The sequence below is a fragment of the Pseudomonas sp. LPH60 genome (assembly GCF_030718165.1).
Classification (GTDB): domain Bacteria; phylum Pseudomonadota; class Gammaproteobacteria; order Pseudomonadales; family Pseudomonadaceae; genus Aquipseudomonas; species Aquipseudomonas danubii.
Window position 1 is genome coordinate 831,652 of sequence record NZ_JAVAJH010000003.1, and the last position, 22,433, is coordinate 854,084.

Consider the following 22,433-nt stretch of genomic DNA (forward strand, 5'->3'; position numbering starts at 1 on the left):
CATTCAGCACAATGATGGACTTTGCTGGAGGGGCCATACACTTGCAAACCGCTCCAAACTCGATATCTGGTGCCGGTGACAGGAATCGAACCTGCGACCTTCGCGTTACGAGTGCGCTGCTCTACCGACTGAGCTACACCGGCGTGGACTAAAACCTAGCACCCGCACCCTGGACCAGCAACCAAGAAGCCTTGCCGCACATAGCAAAACGCCCCGAACCAGTCGGGGCGTTTGCTTGTTCAGCGTAAGGCTAAAAGGCGATTAAACGCCCGAAGCTTTGGCTGCTGCCACGTCTTTGATGGACAGCTTGATACGGCCGCGGTTGTCCACGTCCAGTACCAGCACTTCCACTTCCTGGCCTTCCTTCAGGATGTCGGTGACTTTCTCAACGCGAGCGTCGCTCAGCATGGAGATGTGCACCAGACCATCCTTGCCCGGCAGGATGTTGACGAAAGCGCCGAAGTCGACGATGCGCTCAACCTTGCCGACGTAGATCTTGCCGATCTCGGCTTCCGCGGTGATGCCCAGAACGCGCTGACGCGCGGCCTCTGCAGCTTCCTTGGTTTCGCCGAAGATCTTGATCGAACCGTCGTCTTCGATATCGATCGACGCCTTGGTTTCTTCGCAGATCGCACGGATGGTGGCGCCACCTTTACCGATGACGTCACGGATCTTGTCGGTGTCGATCTTCATCGCGATCATGGTCGGTGCGTTGGCCGACAGCTCGGTACGGGACTGACCGATGATCTGGTTCATCTGGCCGAGGATGTTCAGGCGAGCTTCCAGGGCCTGGCCCAGGGCGATCTCCATGATTTCTTCGGTGATGCCCTTGATCTTGATGTCCATCTGCAGCGCGGTGACGCCTTTGGCGGTACCGGCTACCTTGAAGTCCATGTCGCCCAGGTGGTCTTCGTCACCCAGGATGTCGGTCAGGACGGCGAACTTCTCGCCTTCTTTAACCAGGCCCATGGCGATACCGGCAACCGGCGCCTTCATTGGTACACCAGCGTCCATCAGCGCCAGGGAAGCACCGCACACGGAAGCCATGGAGCTGGAACCGTTGGATTCGGTGATTTCCGATACTACGCGGATGGTGTAAGGGAACACGTCAGCGGCTGGCAGCATGGCCTGGACCGAACGACGGGCCAGACGGCCGTGACCGATTTCACGACGACCAGCGCCGCCCATGCGACCACACTCGCCCACCGAGAACGGAGGGAAGTTGTAGTGCAGCATAAAGGGGTCTTTCTTCTCGCCTTCCAGGGTGTCCAGCAGCTGTGCGTCACGGGCAGTACCCAGGGTCGCAACCACCAGGGCCTGGGTTTCGCCACGGGTGAACAGGGCCGAACCGTGAGTCTTCGGCAGGACGCCGACTTCGATGTTCAGCGGACGTACAGTGCGAGTGTCGCGGCCGTCGATACGTGGCTTGCCGTTAACGATGTTTTCGCGAACGGTGCGGTATTCGATCTCGCCGAAAGCGGCTTTGACGTCGGCAGCCGAAGGCTGGCCTTCTTCACCGGAGAGCTTGGCGACCACCTGGTCTTTCAGCTCGCCCAGGCGAGCGTAACGATCGGCCTTGACGGTGATGGTGTAAGCCTGGGAGATGGCTTCGCCGAACTCGGCACGGATAGCGCCCAGCAGTTCGGTGGCTTCTGGGGCAGCAGCCCAGTCCCAGGTAGGCTTGGCAGCTTCGGCGGCCAGCTCTTTGACAGCCTTGATCACCGACTGGAATTCGTCGTGGGCGAACAGTACAGCGCCCAGCATCTGGTCTTCGGTCAGCTCTTTGGCTTCCGACTCAACCATCAGCACGGCTTCTTCGGTACCGGCCACAACCATGTCCAGGCTCGAAGCAGCCAGTTGTTCGTAGGTTGGGTTCAGCAGGTAGCCAGTGCTTTCATGGAAAGCCACGCGAGCGGCGCCGATCGGGCCGTCGAAAGGAATGCCGGAAATCGCCAGGGCAGCCGAGGTACCGATCATCGCAGCGATGTCCGGATCGGTCTTCTTGCTGGTGGAAACCACGGTGCAGACAACCTGCACTTCGTTCATGAAGCCTTCTGGGAACAGAGGGCGGATCGGACGGTCGATCAGACGCGAGGTCAGGGTTTCTTTCTCGGAAGGACGGCCTTCACGCTTGAAGAAACCGCCAGGGATCTTACCGGCAGCGTAAGTCTTTTCCTGGTAGTGAACAGACAGAGGGAAGAAGCCCTTGCCTGGATCGGCTTGCTTGGCGCCAACCACGGTCACCAATACGCTGACGTCGTCGTCAACGGTGACCAATACTGCGCCGGAAGCTTGACGGGCGATACGGCCAGTCTCGAGGGTTACGGTCGACTGACCGAACTGGAATTTTTTGATTACCGGGTTCACGGTGTCCTACCTTCTTTGTGGCTCTTGGGGAAACTTGATTCTTGCGAAATTCTTGGGCAATGCGGGGAATCGGCCCAGCCTTTATTGTCCAGGTAAAACGGTGCAGCAGATAAAACTTGAGGCTGGGAGCCTGCCATACGCCGGCGGAAAAACCGCTGACGCATGGCAAACAACCAACCTCATAGCGCAATCGCTGATTAGCGACGCAGACCCAGACGACCGATCAGGGTGCTGTAACGGCTCAGGTCTTTGCCTTTCAGGTAGTCCAGCAGCTTACGACGCTGGTTTACCATGCGGATCAGGCCACGACGGGAGTGGTGGTCTTTACCGTTGGCTTTGAAGTGACCTTGCAGTTTGTTGATGTTGGCGGTCAGCAGTGCAACTTGCACTTCTGGCGAACCAGTGTCACCAACAGCTTGCTGGTAGTCGGTTACGATCTGAGCTTTTTCTTCAACGCTGAGTGCCATGTGGGCAATCCTTATATCAGGAAACTGTTCAAGAACAGTTTCAACAGGCCAGGGACAAATCCCTGTATCTATAAATGAGTAGTGACCGTGCCTGTTAACAGCCACCCTCGTCCGGTCATTCTGACCGAATCAGTCGACGCGGCGCGATGCGCCCGTCTTCGCTCACTTCACCGATACCGATGAAGCGGCCGTTGTGATCCTGTACCCGCACCATGCCGAACTTCGGTGCATCCGGGGCACGTACCGGCTGGCCATTGAGCCAGTAGAACGCGCTGTGCTCCGAGAACTGCAGCAGTGGCCAATCCAGCAGGCCGCTGTCCGATGGCATCAGGAAGCGATCTACCGCTTCATTGCCGCCTTCGGCGTGCACGGCTTCAAGCTCTTCCAGGGTGACCGTCTGGGCCAAGCTGAAAGGTCCGGCCTGGGTCCGTCGCAGTTCTGCAACGTAAGCACCGCAGCCGAGCTTTTCACCAATATCTTCCACCAGGGTGCGGATATAGGTGCCTTTGCTGCAGTCCACCGCCAGGCGCGCAGTGTCGCCTTCAAAGGCGAGTAATTCCAAGCGCGCAATAGTAACAGAACGCGGTTCGCGCTCCACCACTTCCCCTGCACGAGCCAGTTTGTAGAGTGGCTGGCCATCACGCTTGAGGGCGGAGTACATCGGCGGTATCTGTTTGATTTCGCCGCGAAATTCCGGCAATACCGCTTCGATATCGGCACGACCAACGGTCACTTCGCGGGTCTGCAAAACTTCGCCTTCAGCATCCGCGGTGGTGGTGGTCTTGCCCAACTGCGCCAGGGTTTCGTAACCCTTGTCGGAATCGAGCAGGTATTGCGAGAACTTGGTGGCCTCACCGAAGCACAGCGGCAGCACACCGGTGGCCAGGGGATCGAGACTGCCGGTGTGACCGGCCTTCTCGGCATTGAGCAACCAGCGGACTTTCTGCAGCGCCGCATTGGAGGTGAAGCCCAGCGGCTTGTCCAGGAGGATGATGCCGCTGACGTTACGACGGATACGCTTGACCTGAGCCACCGCTTACTCCTTGGCGTCTTCAGGGGCAGGCGCGTCGCCATGCTGGCTGTCTTCAGCCACGGCACGCTCGATCAGGGCCGACAGGTGTGCCCCGCGGGCCACGCTTTCGTCGTAATGGAAGTGCAGTTGCGGCACGCTGCGCAGCTTCATTTCCTTGGCCAGTTGCATGCGCAGGAAACCTGCCGCCGAGTTCAGCACCTTGATGCTCTGGGCGATCTCTTCGGCGTTTTCCTGGCCCATCACGGTGATGAAAATCTTCGCGTGACCGACATCACGGCTGACTTCCACGGCGGTGATAGTCACCAGGCCGACGCGTGGATCCTTGACTTCGCGACGGATCAGCTGCGCCAGTTCGCGCTGCATCTGATCACCGATGCGTTGGGTACGGCTGTATTCTTTTGCCATGTCTTGTTACCTGTTACTGCCTCACGGTGAAACCCGTGTGGTCTGAAAGCGGCAAACGCCCGGCCTGGCAGGAGCCAGACCGGGCGTTGCGTTTAGAGGCCGCTGGAGGCGCCGGGCACTTGCATGCGGCGGGCCACCAGGGCTCTTGAAGTGCGCGAGTTAGAGGCTGCGAGCAACCTGGACCTTCTCGAAGACTTCGATCTTGTCACCGACTTTGACGTCGTTGTAGCTCTTCACGCCGATACCGCATTCCATGCCGGCACGCACTTCGGAGGCGTCATCCTTGAAGCGGCGCAGGGATTCCAGCTCGCCTTCGAAGATAACGATGTCTTCACGCAGTACACGGATTGGACGGTTACGGTGCACGACACCTTCGATGACCATGCAACCGGCGATCGCGCCAAACTTCGGCGAGCGGAACACGTCGCGAACTTCGGCAACACCCAGGATGTTCTCCCGAACGTCGCTGCCCAACATACCGGTCAGGGCTTTCTTGACGTCTTCGATGATGTCGTAGATCACGTTGTAGTAACGCATATCCAGACCTTCCTGCTCGACGATCTTCCGGGCGCCGGCATCGGCACGCACGTTGAAGCCGAACAGTACAGCGTTGGAGGCCAGTGCCAGGTTGGCGTCGCTTTCGGTGATACCACCGACGCCGCCGCCCACTACACGCACTTGCACTTCGTCGTTGCCCAGGCCGTTCAGAGCGCCTTGCAGAGCTTCCAACGAACCACGGACGTCGGATTTGAGGACGATGTTGAGCGTCTTCTTCTCTTCCTGGCCCATGCTTTCGAAGATGTTTTCCAGCTTGCCGGCGTGAGCACGAGCCAGTTTGACTTCGCGGAACTTGCCTTGACGGAACAGAGCCACTTCACGGGCTTTCTTCTCGTCGGCCACTACGCTCATCTCGTCGCCAGCGTCCGGGGTACCGTCCAGGCCGAGGATCTCGACCGGGATAGAAGGACCGGCTTCCTTGATTGGCTTACCGTTCTCGTCGAGCATGGCGCGCACGCGGCCGTAGTTCGAGCCGACCAGCACCATGTCGCCTTGACGCAGCGTACCGTCCTGAACCAGTACGGTGGCTACCGGGCCGCGGCCCTTGTCGAGACGGGATTCAACCACGACACCACGGCCAGGAGCCGAAGGAGTCGCCTTGAGTTCCAGTACTTCGGCTTGCAGCAGAACTGCTTCGAGCAGGTCGTCGACACCGGTACCCATTTTCGCGGAGACCGGTACGAACGGCGTATCGCCACCCCAATCTTCCGACGTCACGCCGTGAACCGAGAGTTCACTGCGGATACGGTCCAGGTCGGCGCCCGGCTTGTCGATCTTGTTCACCGCAACCACCAGCGGAACGCCGGCAGCTTGAGCGTGCTGAACAGCTTCAACGGTCTGTGGCATCACGCCGTCGTCCGCTGCAACCACCAGGATCACGATGTCGGTGGCCTTGGCACCACGGGCACGCATGGCGGTAAACGCGGCGTGACCAGGGGTGTCGAGGAAGGTGACCATGCCGCGCTCGGTTTCTACGTGGTAGGCACCGATGTGCTGGGTAATGCCACCGGCTTCGCCCGCGGCCACTTTGGCGCGACGGATGTAGTCCAGCAACGAGGTCTTACCGTGGTCAACGTGGCCCATTACGGTCACGACCGGCGCACGGGCAACCGCTTCACCTTCGAACTTCAGGGACTCGGCCAGGGAATCTTCCAGGGCGGTGTCGCTGACCAGGGTCACTTTGTGGCCCAGTTCTTCAGCAACCAGCTGGGCAGTTTCCTGATCCAGAACCTGGTTGATGGTGGCTGGAGTACCCAGCTTGAACATGAACTTGATGACTTCGGCAGCCTTGACCGACATCTGCTGGGCCAGTTCGCCCACAGTGATGGTCTCGCCGATCTGCACGTCACGTACCACTGGCCCGGTTGGGCTCTGGAAACCGTGAGCATTGCGCTTCTTCAGCTTAGCCTTGCCGCGACCGCCACGACGGAAGCCATCGCTTTCTTCGTCGGTGGTACGTGGAGCAACGCGCGGCGCTGGCGCCTTTTCCTTGACCGAAGCACGATGCGGAGCGTTTTTGCGCTCGCCATCGCCGCTGCGACGGTTGTCGTCGTTGCGGGACTTGTCCGGACGGCGCTGCTCGTCTTTCTTGCGCTCGGCAACCGGCGCCGGAGCGGCCACTGGTGCTTCTTGCACAGCTTCGACCACAGGCGCAGGTGCAGGGGCTGCAGCAGCTTGCGCGGCAACAGGCTCGGCAACCGGAGCAGGCTGGCGACGCGCTTCTTCTTCGGCGCGACGCTTGGCTTCTTCTTCAGCCTTTTGACGAGCAGCATTTTCTACTGCGCGGCGTTCTTCCAGTTCGCGTTGACGCTCGGCTTCAATTTCTTCCGGGCTGCGCTGCACGAAGACTTTCTTCTTGCGCACTTCAACGCTGATGCTCTTGCTGCCAGCAACACGCAGGGTGCTGGTGGTCTTGCGCTGCAAAGTGATCTTGCGTGGTTCTTCCACTTTCGCCTTGTGGCTGCTTTTCAGATGAGTCAGCAACGACTGCTTCTCACTGTCGCTCACATGTTCCTCGGCGGCGGTGTGCGGCAGACCTGCCTCACGCATCTGCTGCAGCAGGCGCTCTACCGGTGTTTTGACCTCATCGGCCAGTTGTTTCACCGTGACTTGCGTCATGCACTTCTCTCCTCAGGCCGCGCCTAATTACTCGAACCAGTGGGCTCGGGCGGCCATGATCAACTTGCCGGCACGATCATCGTCAATGCCGTCGATGTCGAGCAGGTCGTCAATAGACTGCTCGGCCAGGTCTTCGCGGGTAATTACGCCGCGCACCGCCAGTTCCATCGCCAAATCCTTGTCCATACCCTCAAGCGAGAGCAGGTCTTCGGCCGGATGGGCGTCTGCCAGCTTTTCCTCAGTAGCGATGGCTTTAGTCAACAAGCGATCCTTGGCCCGAGCGCGAAGCTCGTTGACGATGTCTTCGTCAAAGCCGTCGATGTTGAGCATTTCTTCCAGCGGTACGTAGGCAATCTCTTCCAGGCTGGTGAAGCCTTCATCAACCAGAACCTGTGCCAGTTCTTCATCGACTTCCAGCTCATCGATGAAATTGCGCAGGATGTCGCCGGTTTCTGCTTGCTGCTTGGCCTGGATGTCCGATTCGGTCATCACGTTCAGGGTCCAGCCAGTCAATTGGCTGGCCAGACGCACGTTCTGACCACCGCGACCGATGGCCTGAGCCAGATTGTCTGCGCCAACGGCGATGTCCATGGCATGGGCATCTTCGTCAACGATAATTGCCGCGACCTCAGCCGGCGACATGGCATTGATCACGAACTGCGCCGGGTTCTCGTCCCACAGGACGATGTCCACACGCTCACCGCCCAACTCGCCGGAAACGGCCTGGACGCGCGAACCGCGCATACCAATGCACGCGCCCTGCGGGTCGATGCGTTTGTCTTTGGAGCGGACTGCGATCTTGGCGCGCGAACCCGGATCACGGGAGGCGGCCATAACTTCGATCAGGCCTTCGGCAATTTCCGGCACTTCGATACGGAACAGCTCGATCAGCATTTCCGGCGCGGTACGCGACAGGATCAGTTGCGGGCCGCGGTTCTCGGTGCGGATTTCCTTGAGCAGCGCACGCAGGCGCACGCCAACCCGGAAAGTCTCACGGGAGATGATGTCTTCACGGGCCAGCAACGCTTCAGCGTTGTTACCCAGGTCAACGATCACGTTGTCACGTGTCACTTTTTTCACGGTGCCGGAGATGATTTCTCCCAGGCGCTCGCGATAGGCATCAACCACCTGTGCGCGCTCGGCTTCGCGAACTTTCTGCACAATGACCTGCTTGGCGGTCTGGGCAGCGATGCGGCCGAACTCGATGGATTCGATTTTCTCTTCGATCACATCACCGACTTTAGCGTCGGGATGGGTTTCACGCGCCTTGCTCAACCAGGTCTCGACCGCTGGATCATCCAGATCGGCTTCTTCAACCACCGTCCAGCGACGGAAAGTTTCATAGGAACCGGTGTGGCGATTGATTTCCACACGCAGGTCCACTTCGTCTTCAAAACGCTTTTTGGTAGCAGTGGCCAGGGCCAGCTCCAGCGCTTCAAAAATCACGCTTGCCGGTACACCCTTTTCATTGGATACCGACTCAACAACCAGCAGTACTTCTTTGCTCATCGTACGCCTCGCCTTTCGCAAGCCATTGGATCCGCGGGATCCGCGTCTCAGTCAAAACTGGGAATAATGTTGGCCTTGTCGATCATATCGATCGGCAACAGAAACTCGTGATCATCCACCTGCACCACGACGTCCTGCTCCTCCACCCCGCGGAGAAGGCCCTGAAAATTACGCCGACCTTCGAAAGGCGAGCGCAGCTTGATCTTCACTTGCTCACCGACATACTTGGCGAACTGTTCAAGGGTGAACAGTGGGCGTTCCATGCCAGGAGAGGAAACTTCAAGGGTGTATTCAACGGAGATCGGGTCTTCCACGTCGAGAACACCACTGATCTGACGGCTGACGATGGCGCAATCGTCCACCAACACACCGCCTTCTTTATCGATATAAACGCGCAACAATGAGTGGCGACCCTGAGCCGAAAACTCAATACCCCAGCATTCATAGCCAAGGGCCACGACCACCGGGGCCAACAAGGCCTGCAACTGTTCTAGCTTGCTCGACACCTGAACCCCCTCGTGCATGCTTGTGCAAATAAAAAATGGGCGAAGCGCCCATCCCGGAAACGCCGTTGAATAGCGGCGCTGTAAAGTGTCCAGCTAACAAAAAGCCCCTGAAAAGGGGCTCCGCTAAAACTGGTTGCGGGGGCCGGATTTGAACCGACGACCTTCGGGTTATGAGCCCGACGAGCTACCAGACTGCTCCACCCCGCGACAAAGCTGGGGCGGAAGTATACGACTGATCCCTTTTTGGGTCAATGTAACCTTCCACCTACAAGAAAGCCCGCAACCGCGGGCTCTCCTGACAATTGGTACCGAGAAGGGGACTCGAACCCCTACACCCTATGGGCACAACCACCTCAAGGTTGCGTGTCTACCAATTCCACCACCTCGGCATAGACTACGTTACTGCGTGAAACTCTTCTTACTTCTGCTCTGGAGCTGGAGGTACGTCAGTCGCACTATTGGCCGACTTTTGCTCTTGGAGCACCGGGACATCATCAGAAGCCGGTTTTTGCTTTGGTACTTCAAGCACTGCTGGATCTGGCAAACCTACTTGAGTCAGCTGATGAGCTTTCTCTTTAGCAAAGTAACCTAACCCCAAGCTGGTTATGAAGAAACCGGCGGCAAGTATAGCAGTAAACTTACTAAGAAAGGTAGAGGAACCTTGGCTTCCGAACACAGTATTTGAAGCACCTGCACCGAAAGACGCGCCAGCATCCGCACCTTTACCCTGCTGCAGCAAAACCAGAGCAACTACGCCCAGGGCACCCAGCAGATGAAAAACGACTACGACTGTTTCCAGCATTTTTTCAGTTTCCCGCGGCGCGACAGATCGCACCGAACTCATCTGCATTCAGGGAAGCTCCACCAATGAGCCCCCCATCGATATCCGGCATGCCGAACAGTTCGACCGCATTGGCCGCCTTCACGCTGCCGCCGTATAGAAGCCGCACTCCTCGTGCCACTTCAGAATTCTCTGCCGCCAACTGCGCGCGAATGGCTGCGTGCACATCCTGCGCCTGTTGCGGTGTTGCAGTCAGTCCGGTACCAATGGCCCAGACCGGCTCGTAAGCGATAACAGCACTGGCGAATGCGCCAACACCCAACTCTTCAATGATGCTGCCCAGCTGACGCCCGACAACTTCCAGAGTCTTCCCCGCTTCGCGCTGCTCGAGGGTCTCCCCCACACACAGAATCGGCTTAAGGCCACAAGCCTGTGCCGCAGCGAACTTGCGGTTAAGCGTCGCGTCCCGCTCGCCCATGATCATGCGGCGCTCAGAGTGCCCAACCAGCACCAGGGAACAACCTGCGTCCACCAATTGACTCGGGGCGATTTCGCCCGTCAACGCACCTTGCATGGATTCCACCGCAGAGTTCTGCGCGCCGACCTGAATCGACTTGCCTTTCAAGCCATCAATCACTTGATTGATATACAAGCAAGGCGGGAATACCGCGACATCAACACCGCTTGGCAAGGCCAGATGACGAAGGCCGTTGATCAGCTCAGCGACGCTGGCGCGGGTACCGTGCATCTTCCAGTTACCAGCTACCATAGGGCGACGCATGCTGTACCTCGTCGGTCAAAGTGGGCGCAGATGTTACCCAACCAAAACAACACTGGCAAGCCGAAATCAGGCAGAAACTTCAGCAACCAGTTTTGCCAGCTCATCGGCGTAGGCTCGAACCTGAGCTTCATCGTCACCTTCGACCATGACACGCACCAGCGGCTCAGTACCGGACTTGCGCAGCAGAACCCGACCACGCCCCGCCATAGCAGTCGTAACGCGCTCGCAAGCCTCTTTCACAGCAGGATGCTCAACCGGGCTCTCGCCCCCACCAAAACGGACATTGACCAGCACTTGAGGGCATTTGCGCAGCCCTTGGCGTGATTGCGCCAGACTTTCACCGCGCGCCTTGAGCGCCATCAGCACCTGAAGCGCGGCGATGATCGCATCACCAGTGGTCGCGTGGCGGAAGCACACGATATGGCCGGAATTCTCTCCACCCACCAACCAGTTGCGCTCAAGCAGCTCAGCAATCACATAACGATCACCTACGTTGGCCCGGACAAAAGGAATACCCAGATCCGCCAGAGCCAGCTCCAGCCCCAGATTGCTCATAAGCGTCCCGACCACACCGCCTTGCAACTTGTCACGCTCATGCAGGTCCCGGGCGATGATGAACAGCAGCTCATCACCGTCAACAATTGCACCGGTCTGGTCGACCATCAGCACCCGGTCACCGTCGCCATCAAAGGCAATACCCAGATCCGCGTGCTCAGCCAAGACCGCTGCCTGCAATTGCGACATATGAGTCGAACCGCAGTTCTCGTTGATGTTCAAGCCATTAGGCTGCGCAGATAGAACCGTGACTTGCGCACCCAACTCGCGGAATACACTCGGCGCGACCTTGTAGGTGGCGCCATGAGCGCAGTCCAGGACGATCTTCAAGCCTGCAAAACTGGTGCTCGATGGCACGCTGCTCTTGCAGAATTCGATATAGCGCCCCGATGCATCGTTGATCCGCGACACCTTGCCGAGCTTGCTCGACTCCACCACGGTCATGGGCGCATCCAGTAACTCCTCGATCATCAACTCCACCTCGTCAGGCAACTTGGTGCCCTCACCCGAGAAGAACTTGATGCCGTTGTCATCATGGGGATTGTGCGAAGCACTGATGACAATCCCGGCCTCCGCATGGAAGGTGCGCGTCAGATAGGCGATAGCCGGAGTTGGCATCGGCCCCAACAGCATGACATCTGCACCGGCAGCAGATAGCCCTGCCTCGAGAGCCGATTCGAACATGTACCCAGAGATACGCGTGTCCTTACCTACCAGCACACGGCAAGCCCCCATGCTGCGGAAAGCCATACCCGCCGCCCAGCCGAGCTTGAGCATGAAGTCTGGAGTAATAGGGTATTCGCCCACACGACCACGAATGCCGTCGGTGCCAAAATATTTCTTAGTCATAAGTACTCCATCGTTCTTATTCAGCGGATTCCACTGCCGCAATCATTCGCACCACATCCACCGTTTCGGCGACATCATGGACGCGGATAATCTTCGCGCCCTTGGTCACCGCCAGTGCCGCCAGTGCCAGGCTACCGTGCAATCGCTCGGCCACAGGCCGATTCAGGGACTGGCCAATCATGCTTTTGCGCGACACCCCGACCAGCAGGGGACGCCCAAGGGCATGCAAGGCCTCCATATGCTTGAACAGACTCAAGTTGTGCTGCAGGGTCTTGGCAAAACCAAAGCCCGGGTCAAGAACAATCCGCTCAGCCTCGATCCCCACCGACGCACACGCCGCCATCCGCTCAACCAAAAACTCACTCACTTCCCGAGTGACATCCTGGTAATGCGGGTTGTCTTGCATATCGCCAGGCTCACCGAGCATATGCATCAGGCATACAGGCAAACCAGTAGCAGCCGCCGCATCCAGGGCACCATCACGACGCAGTGCGCGCACATCATTGATCAACCCCGCTCCCAGGCGAGCGGTTTCACGCATGACGGCCGGCGTCGAGGTATCAACAGAAATAACCACATCCAGCTCGCGATTAATTCGCTCCACGACCGGGGCCACACGTTCCAACTCTTCCAGGGGCGATACCGCACGAGCACCCGGCCGCGTCGACTCGCCACCGATATCGATCAGCGTAGCACCAGCAAGAACCATGGCCTCTGCATGCCGCAAGGCGACATCCAGTTGACTGAAGCGACCGCCATCGGAGAAGGAATCGGGGGTTACATTGAGAATGCCCATGACATGCGCACGGGCCAAATCAAGAACCCGGTTGCCGCAAGGCAACCGGGTGGAGGAAGGAACAGAAGTCATTTAAAACCTTAGTGGTCGGCAGCAGGGCCGCCAATGGGTGTTTCCGGACGTTCGTTTTGCACTACTGGAGGAGTAGTACCCGAACCGCCCTCCCAATCACGAGGTTCACGCGGAGTACGCCCAGCCATGATGTCGTCAATCTGATCAGCATCGATGGTTTCGTACTTCATCAAGGCATCTGCCATGGCGTCCAGTTTGTCGCGGTTATCAGTGAGGATCTGCTTGGCGGTGCCATAGCACTGATCAATGATGCTGCGTACTTCGGAGTCGATCAGTTTCGCTGTTTCAGCGGACAAACTGGCATGCTGACTGCCTGCACTGCGCCCCAGGAACACTTCGCCCTCTTCTTCCGCATACATCAGCGGGCCGAGTTTTTCGGAGAGCCCCCACTTGGTGACCATGTTCCGAGCAATCTGGCTGGCGCGCATGATGTCGTTGGATGCGCCAGTGGTCACACCGTCAAAACCCAGCGTCATCTCTTCTGCAATACGACCGCCATAGAGCGAGCAGATCTGGCTGATCAGGGCTCGCTTGGACAAGCTATAGCGATCCTCCTCCGGCAAGAACATGGTGACGCCCAATGCCCGACCGCGAGGAATGATCGAGACTTTGTAGACTGGGTCATGCTCAGGCACAACTCGACCAACAATGGCGTGGCCAGCTTCGTGATAAGCGGTGTTCTGCTTCTCTTTCTCGGACATGACCATGGATTTGCGCTCTGCGCCCATCATGATCTTGTCCTTGGCCAGTTCAAACTCCTTCATTTCGACAATGCGCTTACCGGTACGAGCCGCGAACAGCGAGGCCTCGTTTACCAGGTTTGCCAAGTCGGCACCGGAGAAGCCCGGCGTACCACGCGCAATCACCGCCGGAGCAACATCTTCGCCCATTGGCACTTTGCGCATGTGGACCTTGAGAATCTGCTCACGACCGCGAATATCCGGCAGACCAACCACTACCTGGCGGTCGAAACGACCGGGCCGCAGCAGCGCTGGGTCAAGCACGTCAGGACGGTTGGTGGCGGCGATAACAATGATGCCATCGTTCATTTCAAAGCCGTCCATCTCAACCAGCAATTGGTTGAGGGTCTGCTCACGCTCATCATGACCGCCGCCCATGCCGGCACCACGGTGACGACCGACAGCGTCGATCTCATCGATAAAAATGATGCATGGAGCATGTTTCTTGGCCTGTTCGAACATGTCGCGAACACGGCTGGCACCAACACCAACGAACATCTCGACGAAATCGGAACCGGAGATAGTGAAGAACGGCACCTTGGCTTCGCCCGCAATGGCCTTGGCCAGCAAGGTCTTACCGGTGCCCGGTGGCCCCACCATCAGCACGCCGCGAGGAATACGGCCACCCAGGCGCTGGAACTTGCCTGGATCACGAAGGAATTCAACCAGCTCGCCAACTTCCTCTTTGGCCTCGTCACAACCAGCAACGTCAGCGAGAGTGGTTTTCACCTGATCTTCAGAGAGCAGACGCGCCTTGCTCTTGCCAAAGCTCATCGGCCCGCCCTTGCCACCTGCGCCACCCTGCATTTGCCGCATGAAGAACATGAAGACGGCAATGATCACCAGGATCGGGAAACTGGCTACCAGCAGTTGGGTCCAGATACTTTGTTGCTCGGGCTGCTTGCCCTCGACCACGACATGGTTGTCCACCAAATCGCCGATCAGACCATTGTCCTGAATGGCAGGACGGATGGTTTTGAAGGTATCGCCATCGCTGCGCTTGCCGGTAATAACGTAGCCATCAACAGCTACGCGCTCGACCTTGCCATCCTTAACTTGCTGGATGAAGTCGGAGTAGTTGAGGGTTTGCGGCTCGTTAGGGCTGGAGAAGTTGTTCATCACCGTCACAAGGACGGCAGCGATGATCAACCAAAGGATCAGATTCTTTGCCATGTCGTTCAATTAACTACCCTCTGAAGCAAGCGCCGCTACTGGCGCGCGCTTCGCATGATATTCACCGGCCTAACTTACTACATTACCTACAGCTCTGGCAGGCGCTGTCTGTAACCCTATGTGAAACTTAGACTACACAATATGCGTTTAATCTGACGGGGCGAAATACGAAAATCCTATCACCCCAGTCAAAAACCTTACTTACTCGCTGCGACCACGAAAGCCCCGCCCCAGCAGATATTGCTCCCGAGAACGGTCACGGGAAGATGTCGGTTTGCGCATCTGCACTTTCTCGAACATCTGCCGAACGCTCTTGTGGTACTCATCAAAACCTTCACCTTGGAAAATCTTGATCAGAAAATCACCACCTGGCCGTAGTACCCTACCCGCAAGATCCAGCGCCAATTCGCACAGGAACATCGCCCGAGGCATGTCCACGGCTGCTAACCCACTCATATTGGGGGCCATATCGGAAATCACAAGGTCAACCTCTGAATTTCCGACAGCTTCGAGAATCTGCGCCAGCACCGCATCCTCGGTGAAGTCCCCTTGAATGAAGGTCACATCGGGGATGCTGTCCATTTCCAGGATATCCGAGGCGATCAATCGCCCCTGACCACCAATCAGACGACTGGTCACCTGCGACCAGCCCCCCGGGGCAGCCCCCAGGTCGATAACACTCATGCCAGGACGGATAAGGCGGTCCTTTTCCTGGATCTCCAGCAGTTTGTAGCTGGCACGGGAACGGTACCCATCTTTTTGCGCCATTTTGACGAATGGGTCGTTGAAGTGCTCTTTCAGCCAGTTATGGCTAGTTTTGGAACGGGCCACGGGCCACCTCAAAATAAAACGGGTCGTGATTAACTGGGCGGTCCCGGACTCGCTCGGGTAAACTGGCCGCCGCTTTTTACAAGATCAGACGCAGGGGTCAGATTATGCCGCTCACTCAAGAGCAGAAGAAACAGTACAAATCCATTGGCCACCATCTGAAACCAGTATTGACTGTGGCTGACAACGGTTTGACCGAAGGTGTGCTAGCCGAACTTGAACGCGCCTTGAGCGATCACGAGCTGATCAAGATCAAGCTCAACATCCTCGAGCGCGAATCGCGCCTGGAAGCCATTGCCGAACTGTGCAAGGCCGGCAAAGCGGATCTGGTGCAGGTCATCGGCAAGATGGCGCTGATCTACCGCAAGAACGCCAAGGTAAACAAGCAATTGTCGAACGTCCATCGTTTCAACTGACGTCGACTCGGGTCAAGGGTGTGCCTGGCGCACCCTTCCACCCCATCCTGGCACCGGCTGCAATACCAGTATCAAGCCGGAAAATCCCAGAACCAGATAGCTGAACAACTGCCAGCGTTGAGCTTCAGGCAACAGAATACGCACAGCGAAATACATGCCGCACGCATACATTGCCATCAACAGCAGTTGCCCCCGAATATCCCGCCAAAGACTTCTCAATCCTTCGGACTGAATCAGCACCAGCGTCTGCAGAACCAGGCACGCCCCCGAAAAGCCCACCAACAAAGCACTGAGCAGGGTAGAAATCTCTTCGATCAGCAAGGGAGCAAGGCCAATCTGGCCCAGGACGGGAAACAAACCGAAATGCAACAGCCATAAGCCGCCGACCCACAGCATCTGGGTCAGCTGCCAAAGCATGGCGCCCGCATGCAGTGGGCGCCTTCTTTCAGATGTGACGGACTTCGACAATCTCATACTCGATTACACCGCCAGGCGTTTTGACCGCCACCACATCACCCTCTTCCTTGGCAATCAAGGCACGAGCAATCGGCGAGCCGACGGAGATTTTACCGAGCTTGATATCAGCCTCGTCCTCACCAACGATCTGGTAGGTCACGCTTTCGTCAGTCTCGACGTTGGCGATCTCGACCGTGGTGCCAAAGATCACCTTGCCGGTATGAGGAATGGTCGTGACATCGATGACCACCGAGTTCTGCAGGCGGCCTTCGATATCACGGATCCGAGCCTCGACCATGCCTTGCTGTTCACGCGCAGCATGGTATTCAGCGTTTTCCTTCAAGTCACCCAACTCGCGGGCCGTACCGATGTCCTGGCTGAGCTTAGGACGCACGACCTTGGTCAGGTGAGCATGCTCTTCTTCCAGGGCGCGAGCGCCCTGGACGGTCATTGGGTATTTATTCATGCCTTCAATCCTGCGTGTAGATCCTGCAAGCGACGCACGGTTTTTTCCGGACCGAACTTCAACGCTTCGCAGATAGCTTCGCCAGCAGCAATGGTGGTGGTGCAGTAGATCTTGTGCTGCAAGGCGTTACGACGAATGGAGTAAGAGTCAGCAATCGACTGACGACCTTCAGTGGTGTTGATGATCAGGGTGACTTCGTCGTTCTTGATCATATCGACCACATGCGGACGACCTTCAGTCACCTTGTTCACACGACGCACTTTCAGGCCGGCCGCTTCGATCAGCTTGGCGGTGCCCGCAGTAGCGACCACTTCGAAGCCCAAGTTGATCAGATCACGGGCCACTCCTGCAACCAGAGGTTTGTCATCGTCACGAACACTGATAAATGCAGTACCGCCAGTCGGCAGCACTTCGCTGGCGCCCATCTGGGCCTTGGCGAAAGCCTCACCGAAAGTATCGCCCACACCCATGACTTCACCGGTGGACTTCATCTCTGGGCCGAGGATCGGGTCAACACCCGGGAACTTGGCGAACGGGAACACCGCTTCCTTGACGCTGTAGAAGTTCGGGATGATTTCCTTGGTAAAGCCCAGCTCTTTCAGAGTCTTACCAGCCATCACACGAGCCGCGATCATCGCCAGGGAGACGCCGATGCACTTGGACACGAAAGGCACGGTGCGGGAAGCACGCGGGTTAACCTCGATCACATAGATCTGCTCACCCTGAAGGGCCAGCTGTACGTTCATCAGGCCGACCACCCCCAGTTCCAGGGCCATTTTCTTGACCTGCTCACGCATCTCATCCTGGATGTGCGCCGGCAGCGAGTACGGCGGCAGAGAGCACGCGGAGTCACCGGAGTGAACACCGGCCTGCTCGATATGCTGCATGATTGCGCCGATCACCACGTCGGTGCCGTCGCAGACCGCATCCACGTCCATCTCGATGGCGCAGTTGAGGAAGTGATCCAGCAGCACCGGACTGTCGTTGGACACTTGCACCGCTTCACGCAGGTAGCGCTTGAGCTCTTCTTCCTCGTAGACGATTTCCATTGCACGGCCGCCCAGAACATAGGACGGACGCACCACCAGCGGATAACCGATCTTGGTCGCGGCACGAATCGCTTCGTCTTCGCTGCGCACGGTGGCGTTTGGCGGCTGACGCAGGTTCAGGCGCTCAACCATTTGCTGGAAGCGCTCACGGTCTTCGGCACGGTCGATGGCGTCAGGACTGGTGCCAATGATCGGCACACCGGCCGCTTCCAGAGCACGGGCCAGCTTCAGCGGAGTCTGGCCGCCGTACTGAACGATCACGCCTTTTGGCTTCTCGACGCGGACGATTTCCAGCACGTCTTCCAGGGTTACTGGCTCGAAGTACAGGCGATCGGAGGTGTCGTAGTCGGTGGAAACGGTTTCCGGGTTGCAGTTGACCATGATGGTTTCGTAACCATCGTCGCGCAGTGCCAGTGCAGCGTGTACGCAGCAGTAGTCGAACTCGATACCCTGGCCGATACGGTTTGGACCGCCGCCCAGGATCATGATCTTGTCGCGGGTCGATGGCGCGGCTTCGCACTCTTCTTCATAAGTCGAGTACAGGTAAGCGGTGTCAGTAGCGAACTCGGCGGCGCAGGTGTCGACGCGCTTGTAGACCGGGAACACTTCCAGCTTATGACGGTGAGTGCGCAGGTTCTTCTCGGTCACACCCAGCAGCTTGGCCAGACGCTGGTCGGAGAAGCCTTTGCGCTTCAAGCGGAACATCAGGTCGCGACCGATAGCCGACAGACCCAAGGTCTTGACCTTCTCTTCTTCCTTGATCAGATCTTCGATCTGCACCAGGAACCAAGGATCGATCATGTTCATGCCGAAGATCTGCTCGACGGTCATGCCCGCACGGAAGGCGTCAGCCACGTACCAGATACGCTCGGCGCCTGGCACGGTCAGCTCGCGCTTGAGGACGTTCATGCTTTCCGGATTGCTCAGGTCGAGCTTCGGATCCAGGCCGCAAACACCGACCTCCAGACCGCGCAGAGCTTTCTGCAGGGATTCCTGGAAGGTCCGGCCGATGGCCATGACTTCACCCACCGACTTCATCTGGGTGGTCAGGCGCGCGTCAGCCTTGGAGAATTTCTCGAAGGCGAAGCGCGGCAGCTTGGTCACGACGTAGTCGATGGACGGCTCGAAGGAGGCTGGAGTCTTGCCGCCGGTGATGTCGTTGGACAGCTCGTCCAGGGTGTAACCCACCGCCAGCTTGGCAGCGACCTTGGCGATCGGGAAACCCGTGGCTTTCGAGGCCAGCGCCGAAGAACGGGACACCCGTGGGTTCATCTCGATCACGACCATGCGGCCAGTGTTCGGGCAGATGCCGAACTGCACGTTGGAACCGCCGGTTTCCACGCCGATCTCACGCAGTACCGCCAGGGAGGCGTTACGCAGGATCTGGTATTCCTTGTCGGTCAGGGTCTGTGCCGGAGCTACGGTGATCGAGTCACCGGTGTGCACACCCATCGGGTCGAAGTTTTCGATGGAGCAGACGATGATGCAGTTGTCCTTCTTATCGCGGACCACCTCCATCTCGTACTCTTTCCAGCCGATCAGCGATTCGTCGATCAGCAGTTCCTTGGTCGGCGACAGGTCCAGACCGCGGGCACAGATCTCTTCGAACTCTTCACGGTTGTAAGCAATACCGCCACCGGTGCCGCCCATGGTGAAGGACGGACGGATGATGCAAGGGAAACCCAGCTTGTCGAGGACTGCATTGGCCTCTTCCATGCTGTGAGCGATACCGGAACGTGGGCACGCCAGGCCGATGGACTTCATGGCAGCGTCGAAGCGCGAACGGTCCTCAGCCTTGTCGATGGTATCGGCATTGGCACCGATCATCTCTACGCCGAACTTCTCCAGAACGCCTTCGCGCTCCAGGTCCAGAGCGCAGTTCAGAGCCGTCTGGCCGCCCATGGTTGGCAGCAGCGCATCCGGACGCTCTTTCTCGATGATCTTGGCAACGGTCTGCCACTTGATCGGCTCGATGTAGGTGGCGTCGGCCATGGCCGGGTCGGTCATGATGGTGGCCGGGTTGGAGTTCACCAGGATGACCCGGTAACCCTCTTCGCGCAGGGCCTTGCAGGCCTGGGCGCCGGAGTAGTCGAATTCGCAGGCCTGGCCGATCACGATCGGGCCAGCGCCAAGAATCAGGATGCTTTTAATGTCTGTACGTTTTGGCATGGGTTGTCACTCAAATCCGCAGGTCAGTCGGCAAGCCGTCTTGAACATTCTCTGAGGCACCTGAGGGGATTATTCCGCCGGACTCGCCGGGGCCGCCCTCAGGCGCTGCTCGCTACATTTTCAAGGCGAGCGCTTAGCGTCGCTTGGCCATCTCGTTGATGAAGCGGTCGAACAGCGGCGCCACATCGTTCGGGCCCGGGCTAGCTTCAGGGTGGCCCTGGAAGCTGAACGCGCTCTTGTCGGTACGTTCGATACCCTGCAGGGTGCCGTCGAACAGCGACTTGTGGATCGCCCGGACGTTGCCCGGCAGCGTGGCTTCATCCACCGCAAAACCGTGGTTCTGGCTGGTGATCATGACCACGCCGGTGTCCAGGTCCTGGACCGGGTGGTTGGCACCGTGGTGGCCGTGGCCCATTTTCAGGGTCTTGGCACCGGAAGCCAGGGCCAGCAATTGGTGACCCAGGCAAATGCCGAACACCGGAATCTCGGTCTCGAGGATTTCCTTGATAGCCTTGATCGCGTAGTCGCAAGGCTCGGGGTCGCCAGGACCGTTGGACAGGAACACGCCATCTGGATTGAGGGCCAGGACGTCGCTCGCCGGGGTCTGAGCAGGCACAACGGTCACGCGGCAGCCGCGCTCCACCAGCATGCGCAGGATGTTCAGCTTGACCCCGAAGTCATAGGCAACCACGTGGTACGGCAGATCGGCGGCTTCGATGGTGGCGTGGCTGTCGGTTTTCAGATCCCAGACAGTCGAACGCCATTCGTAGCTTTGCTTGGTGCTGACGACTTTCGCCAGGTCCATGCCTTTCAGGCCCGGGAAGCCGCGCGCTGCTGCAATCGCCGCTTCTTCGGAGATGTTGTCGCCGGCCATGATGCAGCCGTTCTGAGCACCTTTTTCACGCAGGATGCGGGTCAGGCGACGGGTGTCGATACCGGCGATCGCCACAACGTTGTTGGCTTTCAGGTAATCGGACAGGGACAGGGTGTTACGCCAGTTGCTGGCCACCAGCGGCAGATCACGAATAACCAGGCCGGCCGACCAGACGCGGTCGGACTCGGCGTCTTCCGGCGTGGTGCCGGTGTTGCCGATGTGGGGATAGGTCAGGGTAACGATTTGCTGGGCGTAGGAAGGATCGGTAAGGATTTCCTGATAGCCGGTCATTGCGGTGTTGAACACCACCTCACCAACGGTTTGACCGTCGGCTCCAATGGCTTCGCCACGAAAAATGCTGCCATCAGCAAGGGCGAGTATGGCTGGCTTAGTCAAGAAGACCTCCCGTAAATAGAGCCTGAAAGGGCGATCGCAGGTTGCAAAAAAGCGGAATGACGTATAGACACGTCACCCCGCTTCTTCGTCGAATTATCTGCGCGCTTTTAGTGGACACACTAAAGCTGTAGCTTACAGAAAAAGGCTTTTTCGGTCCACCGCTAATGAGCCTTAAAGGCAGAGGAATGCGACAGAACATCGCCTAGCGGTGTGAAGCGGGGCTGAAGGACAGCCTCAACCCCACTTCAGATGCATCTCAACGCAAATCCAGCACATCCTGCATGTCGTAAAGACCGGCCTCGCGACCATCCAGCCACAGGGCAGCACGTACCGCACCTTTGGCGAAGGTCATGCGACTGGAGGCCTTGTGGGTGATTTCCAGGCGCTCGCCCTCAGTGGCAAACAGCACAGTGTGATCCCCCACCACATCACCACCACGCACAGTGGCGAAACCGATGGTTTCGCGCTCACGCGCACCGGTATGCCCCTCGCGACCATAGACCGCAACCTGTTGCAGGTCGCGCCCCAAGGCATTGGCAATCACCTCACCCATGCGCAGAGCAGTACCCGAAGGCGCATCGATCTTGTGACGGTGATGAGCCTCGATGATTTCGATGTCCGCATCATCGCCCAGCACCCGAGCCGCCATATCCAGCAGCTTCAGCGAAAGGTTCACCCCGACACTGAAGTTGGCAGCGAAGACGATGGGAATCTCCTTGCCCGCCTCAGCCAGCAACTGCTTTTCCTTGGCGCCCAAACCCGTAGTACCAATCACCATGGCCTTGCCCGCCTTACGGCAGAAGGCCAGGTTCTTGAGCATCACTTCCGGCAAGGTGAAATCGATCAGCACATCAAACTCATCGACAACCTTCTCCAGGCTATCGGACATCGACACGCCAAGACGCCCCAGGGACGCCAGCTCACCTGCATCCGCCCCCACCAGCGAACTGCCAGGACGAACGATCGCCGCCGTCAACCCAGAGAGCGGCGAGCGCAGCTGCACAGCCTCGACCAAAGTCTTGCCCATGCGCCCCGCGGCGCCCATCACTGCTATACGTCGCATGCATTA

The 22,433-nt window shown here is 58.2% G+C and carries 19 protein-coding genes and 3 tRNA genes; 1 reads left to right on the forward strand and 21 read right to left on the reverse strand.

Going from position 1 to position 22,433, the window contains the following annotated elements:
- Nucleotides 1–67: 67 nt before the first annotated feature.
- The 16 genes from Q8O96_RS14245 to rlmE form a co-directional block, all read right to left on the reverse strand.
- A tRNA-Thr gene (locus Q8O96_RS14245) sits at nt 68–143 on the reverse strand.
- Nucleotides 144–261: 118 nt separating this feature from the next.
- Nucleotides 262–2,367, reverse strand: a complete 2,106-nt coding sequence (pnp, locus tag Q8O96_RS14250; RefSeq protein ID WP_041115943.1) for a polyribonucleotide nucleotidyltransferase — start codon at nt 2,365–2,367, stop codon at nt 262–264.
- A 197-nt stretch (nt 2,368–2,564) separates the two neighbouring features.
- The gene (gene rpsO / locus Q8O96_RS14255) at nt 2,565–2,834 is read right to left on the reverse strand and encodes a 30S ribosomal protein S15 (RefSeq protein WP_011059205.1); all 270 of its coding nucleotides are present in this window, start codon (nt 2,832–2,834) and stop codon (nt 2,565–2,567) included.
- 115 nt (nt 2,835–2,949) lie between these two features.
- The gene (gene truB, locus Q8O96_RS14260; RefSeq protein WP_011059204.1) at nt 2,950–3,867 is read right to left on the reverse strand and encodes a tRNA pseudouridine(55) synthase TruB; all 918 of its coding nucleotides are present in this window, start codon (nt 3,865–3,867) and stop codon (nt 2,950–2,952) included.
- A gap of 3 nt (nt 3,868–3,870) precedes the next feature.
- Nucleotides 3,871–4,272: a 30S ribosome-binding factor RbfA gene (gene rbfA / locus Q8O96_RS14265; RefSeq protein ID WP_016967778.1), complete on the reverse strand. Its 402-nt coding sequence runs from the start codon at nt 4,270–4,272 to the stop codon at nt 3,871–3,873.
- Nucleotides 4,273–4,431: 159 nt separating this feature from the next.
- Nucleotides 4,432–6,948, reverse strand: a complete 2,517-nt coding sequence (infB, locus tag Q8O96_RS14270) for a translation initiation factor IF-2 (RefSeq protein ID WP_102861087.1) — start codon at nt 6,946–6,948, stop codon at nt 4,432–4,434.
- A 27-nt stretch (nt 6,949–6,975) separates the two neighbouring features.
- Nucleotides 6,976–8,457, reverse strand: coding sequence for a transcription termination factor NusA (gene nusA / locus Q8O96_RS14275; RefSeq protein ID WP_011059201.1), 1,482 nt, complete (start codon nt 8,455–8,457; stop codon nt 6,976–6,978).
- A gap of 47 nt (nt 8,458–8,504) precedes the next feature.
- Nucleotides 8,505–8,963, reverse strand: a complete 459-nt coding sequence (gene rimP / locus Q8O96_RS14280; RefSeq protein WP_041120545.1) for a ribosome maturation factor RimP — start codon at nt 8,961–8,963, stop codon at nt 8,505–8,507.
- 130 nt (nt 8,964–9,093) lie between these two features.
- Nucleotides 9,094–9,170 (reverse strand) — tRNA-Met (locus Q8O96_RS14285).
- Between the two features lie 96 nt (nt 9,171–9,266).
- Nucleotides 9,267–9,352 (reverse strand) — tRNA-Leu (locus Q8O96_RS14290).
- 29 nt (nt 9,353–9,381) lie between these two features.
- Nucleotides 9,382–9,765 (reverse strand): preprotein translocase subunit SecG, encoded by a 384-nt coding sequence (gene secG / locus Q8O96_RS14295; protein ID WP_015634120.1) that lies wholly within the window; start codon nt 9,763–9,765, stop codon nt 9,382–9,384.
- A gap of 4 nt (nt 9,766–9,769) precedes the next feature.
- Nucleotides 9,770–10,525, reverse strand: a complete 756-nt coding sequence (gene tpiA, locus Q8O96_RS14300) for a triose-phosphate isomerase (protein WP_102861086.1) — start codon at nt 10,523–10,525, stop codon at nt 9,770–9,772.
- Nucleotides 10,526–10,591: 66 nt separating this feature from the next.
- Nucleotides 10,592–11,929, reverse strand: coding sequence for a phosphoglucosamine mutase (glmM, locus tag Q8O96_RS14305; protein WP_102861085.1), 1,338 nt, complete (start codon nt 11,927–11,929; stop codon nt 10,592–10,594).
- A gap of 16 nt (nt 11,930–11,945) precedes the next feature.
- Complete coding sequence (folP, locus tag Q8O96_RS14310; RefSeq protein WP_207167051.1) at nt 11,946–12,797, reverse strand: dihydropteroate synthase; 852 nt, start codon at nt 12,795–12,797, stop codon at nt 11,946–11,948.
- An 8-nt stretch (nt 12,798–12,805) separates the two neighbouring features.
- A complete protein-coding gene (gene ftsH, locus Q8O96_RS14315) occupies nt 12,806–14,710 on the reverse strand; it encodes an ATP-dependent zinc metalloprotease FtsH (RefSeq protein ID WP_102861083.1) in 1,905 nt (634 codons plus the stop codon).
- Between the two features lie 201 nt (nt 14,711–14,911).
- The gene (rlmE, locus tag Q8O96_RS14320; RefSeq protein ID WP_047283886.1) at nt 14,912–15,541 is read right to left on the reverse strand and encodes a 23S rRNA (uridine(2552)-2'-O)-methyltransferase RlmE; all 630 of its coding nucleotides are present in this window, start codon (nt 15,539–15,541) and stop codon (nt 14,912–14,914) included.
- 104 nt (nt 15,542–15,645) lie between these two features.
- Here rlmE and Q8O96_RS14325 point away from each other — a divergent pair, with 104 nt between their 5' ends.
- A complete protein-coding gene (locus Q8O96_RS14325; RefSeq protein ID WP_102861082.1) occupies nt 15,646–15,954 on the forward strand; it encodes a YhbY family RNA-binding protein in 309 nt (102 codons plus the stop codon).
- Between the two features lie 12 nt (nt 15,955–15,966).
- Here the strand turns inward: Q8O96_RS14325 and Q8O96_RS14330 are convergent, their stop codons facing one another.
- The 5 genes from Q8O96_RS14330 to dapB form a co-directional block, all read right to left on the reverse strand.
- Nucleotides 15,967–16,371: an MFS transporter gene (locus Q8O96_RS14330; protein WP_102861081.1), complete on the reverse strand. Its 405-nt coding sequence runs from the start codon at nt 16,369–16,371 to the stop codon at nt 15,967–15,969.
- Between the two features lie 28 nt (nt 16,372–16,399).
- Complete coding sequence (gene greA, locus Q8O96_RS14335; RefSeq protein WP_011059193.1) at nt 16,400–16,876, reverse strand: transcription elongation factor GreA; 477 nt, start codon at nt 16,874–16,876, stop codon at nt 16,400–16,402.
- Nucleotides 16,873–20,094, reverse strand: coding sequence for a carbamoyl-phosphate synthase large subunit (gene carB, locus Q8O96_RS14340; protein WP_102861080.1), 3,222 nt, complete (start codon nt 20,092–20,094; stop codon nt 16,873–16,875). Before carB ends, greA begins: the two co-directional genes overlap by 4 nt.
- A gap of 133 nt (nt 20,095–20,227) precedes the next feature.
- Nucleotides 20,228–21,364 (reverse strand): glutamine-hydrolyzing carbamoyl-phosphate synthase small subunit, encoded by a 1,137-nt coding sequence (gene carA, locus Q8O96_RS14345; protein ID WP_102861079.1) that lies wholly within the window; start codon nt 21,362–21,364, stop codon nt 20,228–20,230.
- A gap of 256 nt (nt 21,365–21,620) precedes the next feature.
- Nucleotides 21,621–22,427 carry a 4-hydroxy-tetrahydrodipicolinate reductase gene (gene dapB, locus Q8O96_RS14350; protein WP_102861078.1) on the reverse strand — a complete coding sequence of 269 codons (807 nt, stop codon included), beginning with the start codon at nt 22,425–22,427 and terminating at the stop codon, nt 21,621–21,623.
- Nucleotides 22,428–22,433: the final 6 nt, after the last annotated feature.

What these genes read in the sequence shown, in the direction of transcription:
- greA (WP_011059193.1), bottom strand. Translation starts at nt 16,876, where the DNA reads ATGAATAAATACCCAATGACCGTCCAGGGCGCTCGCGCCCTGGAAGAA.
- glmM (WP_102861085.1), bottom strand. Translation starts at nt 11,929, where the DNA reads ATGACTAAGAAATATTTTGGCACCGACGGCATTCGTGGTCGTGTGGGC.
- secG (WP_015634120.1), bottom strand. Translation starts at nt 9,765, where the DNA reads ATGCTGGAAACAGTCGTAGTCGTTTTTCATCTGCTGGGTGCCCTGGGC.
- tpiA (WP_102861086.1), bottom strand. Translation starts at nt 10,525, where the DNA reads ATGCGTCGCCCTATGGTAGCTGGTAACTGGAAGATGCACGGTACCCGC.
- rbfA (WP_016967778.1), bottom strand. Translation starts at nt 4,272, where the DNA reads ATGGCAAAAGAATACAGCCGTACCCAACGCATCGGTGATCAGATGCAG.
- ftsH (WP_102861083.1), bottom strand. Translation starts at nt 14,710, where the DNA reads ATGGCAAAGAATCTGATCCTTTGGTTGATCATCGCTGCCGTCCTTGTG.
- dapB (WP_102861078.1), bottom strand. Translation starts at nt 22,427, where the DNA reads ATGCGACGTATAGCAGTGATGGGCGCCGCGGGGCGCATGGGCAAGACT.
- infB (WP_102861087.1), bottom strand. Translation starts at nt 6,948, where the DNA reads ATGACGCAAGTCACGGTGAAACAACTGGCCGATGAGGTCAAAACACCG.
- folP (WP_207167051.1), bottom strand. Translation starts at nt 12,797, where the DNA reads ATGACTTCTGTTCCTTCCTCCACCCGGTTGCCTTGCGGCAACCGGGTT.
- Q8O96_RS14330 (WP_102861081.1), bottom strand. Translation starts at nt 16,371, where the DNA reads ATGCTTTGGCAGCTGACCCAGATGCTGTGGGTCGGCGGCTTATGGCTG.
- nusA (WP_011059201.1), bottom strand. Translation starts at nt 8,457, where the DNA reads ATGAGCAAAGAAGTACTGCTGGTTGTTGAGTCGGTATCCAATGAAAAG.
- carB (WP_102861080.1), bottom strand. Translation starts at nt 20,094, where the DNA reads ATGCCAAAACGTACAGACATTAAAAGCATCCTGATTCTTGGCGCTGGC.
- rpsO (WP_011059205.1), bottom strand. Translation starts at nt 2,834, where the DNA reads ATGGCACTCAGCGTTGAAGAAAAAGCTCAGATCGTAACCGACTACCAG.
- Q8O96_RS14325 (WP_102861082.1), top strand. Translation starts at nt 15,646, where the DNA reads ATGCCGCTCACTCAAGAGCAGAAGAAACAGTACAAATCCATTGGCCAC.